General features: G+C 33.8%; 1 protein-coding gene. It reads left to right on the top strand.

What is annotated here, in order from left to right; all coding sequences use genetic code 11:
- The coding region (locus IJQ68_RS09340) for a hypothetical protein (protein ID WP_292799641.1) at positions 1–2871 on the top strand (2871 nt) is incomplete at both ends.

Below are 2871 nucleotides of genomic sequence, written 5' to 3'. Positions count from 1 at the left end.
TTGAAATTCAAAATGATATGATTTTCACCAGCAGTATCATTATTAATCGCAGTTTGATTATTAACGGTAATGGACATTTATTCGATGCTCAAAGTGCTTGTCGTTTTTTCAAAATAAATTCAGGGTGTGATGTTGTTTTAAATAATATTACTTTCATTAATGGTAATGGAGGAACCAATTATGCCGGTTCAGTATGGTGGACAGGTTCCAATGGAATTATTGCTAATTCTACCTTTTCAGACAATCGTGCTAATTATGCAGGTGCAGTCTACATAAGTGCTGTTAATAGCACTATTGTTAACTCTCAGTTTTCAAACAATACTGCATATTATGGTGGTGCTGTTTATGTGAGAGGGACAGATGCAGAGATAATCGATTCTCATTTTGATGAAAATCGTGCTAATTATTATGGAGGAGCTATTTATTGGCAGGGTGCTGACGGAACTATTACAGGTTCCAGTTTCACTAAAAATTATGCTCAATATTATGGTGGAACTATATATATGTACGGACCTAATTCTTTCATTAATAATTCAGTATTTGAGAGCAATTATCGTCCTATAAGAGGAGCTGGAATCTATTATGTTGGAGAAAACCCTGTTTTAAGAAATTCTCAATTTATAAATAATTCCGCATCCAATGGCGGTGCAATTTACTCACTTTCTGAAAATGCTTTATTCGATTCAATTACTATTAAGGACTCATTTTCTTCACCTAAAGAGACTCGTGGTGCAGGTATTTATATTGAAGGAAATAATACTCAGTTAATTAACTCCCAATTATCAAATAATACTGCAGAGTTTGGTGGTGCAATATTCTGGATTGGTTATAATGCAATATTAAGAAATTCCACTATTTCAGATAATAATGCTGATTATGGGGCAGGTGCATTAATAGTAAGATCTGATGCTATTGTTGAAGACTGTTCATTTAGTTTGAATAATGCAATTGATGGTGGAGGATTGTTATATAATCCTGTTGGCATAGTTTTAAATGAAAATACCTATGATAATAATCATCCGAATGACACTCAGGAACTGTTTTATTATCTTACAAATGCAAGACCGTATAATGCTCCCGTATCAAACGGATATTATATTTTCTGTGCAAATGGTACAACCGGAATGTCGCCAATGATGGATGACATCTTCATAGAATCATTTAGATATGATCTGATTGTTGACCGTTACGGCGTAGGCGTCTGGGATAAACTGAAAAATTATTTTTATAATAATTATCTAGAGTTAAACAATTCCGAATTGGAAAAGGGATATCTTTCCATTTTAGCAAATGCAGGCAGTTATACAAATAGTTCATATGTTCCTGACCGTGGTGCAATAAAGATTATCAATGACACTACTATAGCTATTTTCGACTTTGGATTTTCATATCCTATTCTTGATAAAAGATTGCAGTCATTATTCATGATAAATGTCAGATTTGAACATCCGAATATGACTGTTGAAAAGATTGCTAACAATAAAAGTGTTTATGTCGGTGAAAATGCTTCTTTCACCATAATTGTAAACAACACAGGTTTGTTCAACTTGACAAATGTTAAAGTAACAGAAAACATTCCTGAAGGTTTGGTTTACTTGACTTATGAAGGTAATGACTGGATTAGAAACAATACTGTATTTACCTATGCCAAAACTTTATTGCCTGGTCAGACTGCAAACTTCACAGTTTACTTCAATACTACTCGCAATGGTAATTTTACCAACATTGTAACAGCAAGTTCCAATGAAACTGAAAACAAAACTACCAATAACACTACAACAGTTTATAAACCTGATATGACTGTTGAAAAAATAGCTTTGAATGTTTCTGGTATTGTTTATGTTGGTGATGTTGTTGCATTTAATATTACTGTTCGCAACACTGGTGATTGTGTTTTGGGTAATGTTACTGTTAATGAGGTGTATAATCGTGATGAGTTGGAATATGTAAAGCATTTTGACGATGATGTCTGGATTATGGATGGTGATGTTTTCAGTTATCAGAATGATTTGGGTGTTGGTGAGAATGCTACTTTCACCGTTTGGTTTAAGACTTTGGTTAACGGTACTTTGGTTAATAATGTGACTGCCAAGTCTAACGTGACTAATGAGACTAAAGGCAATAACACTACTACAGTTTATAATCCTGGATTGGCTGTTGAAAAGATTGCTTTAGATACAGATGTGGTTTTAGGCCATAATGCTACTTTCGAAATCGTTGTTCGCAATATTGGTGATATAGATTTAGAAAATGTAACGGTTGTTGAGGAAATTCCTGAAGGTCTTGTTTATCTTTCATATCTTGAGACTGATTTGTGGAATCATTCAATTATCAATAATAAACATGTTTGGACTTTAAACAGTGTTTTAATAGTTGATCAGGTTTCTGTTTTACACATAACATTCAACACTACTCGCTTAGGTAACTTAACAAATGTTGTTGTTGTAAGTTCCAATAAAACAGGAAATGAAACATCAAACAATACTACCACTGTTCTAAAACCTGATTTTGAGGTTTCAAAGATTGCTTTGGATTCTTCTGTGGTTTTAGGTGGTCAGACTACTTTTGAGATTGTTGTCCGCAATACTGGTGAGGCTGATTTGACTGATGTTAAGGTCAGGGAAGTCATTCCTGAAGGTCTTGTATATGATTCGTATCGCAAAACCTCCATGTGGAATCACTCATTAGTTGATGGTGAACATGTCTGGACTTTCAATGGTGTTTTGAAGGTTGGTCAGGTATCTATGATTTTTGTAACGTTCAATACTACTCGTGTTGGTAATTTTACTAATGTGGTTGTTGTTAGTTCTAATGAGACTGATAATAAGACTGGTAATAATACTACTCGTGTTTTAAAGCCTGATTTTGAGG

Source organism: Methanobrevibacter sp., from assembly GCF_017447225.1.
Classification (GTDB): domain Archaea; phylum Methanobacteriota; class Methanobacteria; order Methanobacteriales; family Methanobacteriaceae; genus Methanocatella.
This window is presented reverse-complemented; position numbering and strand designations above follow the sequence as displayed.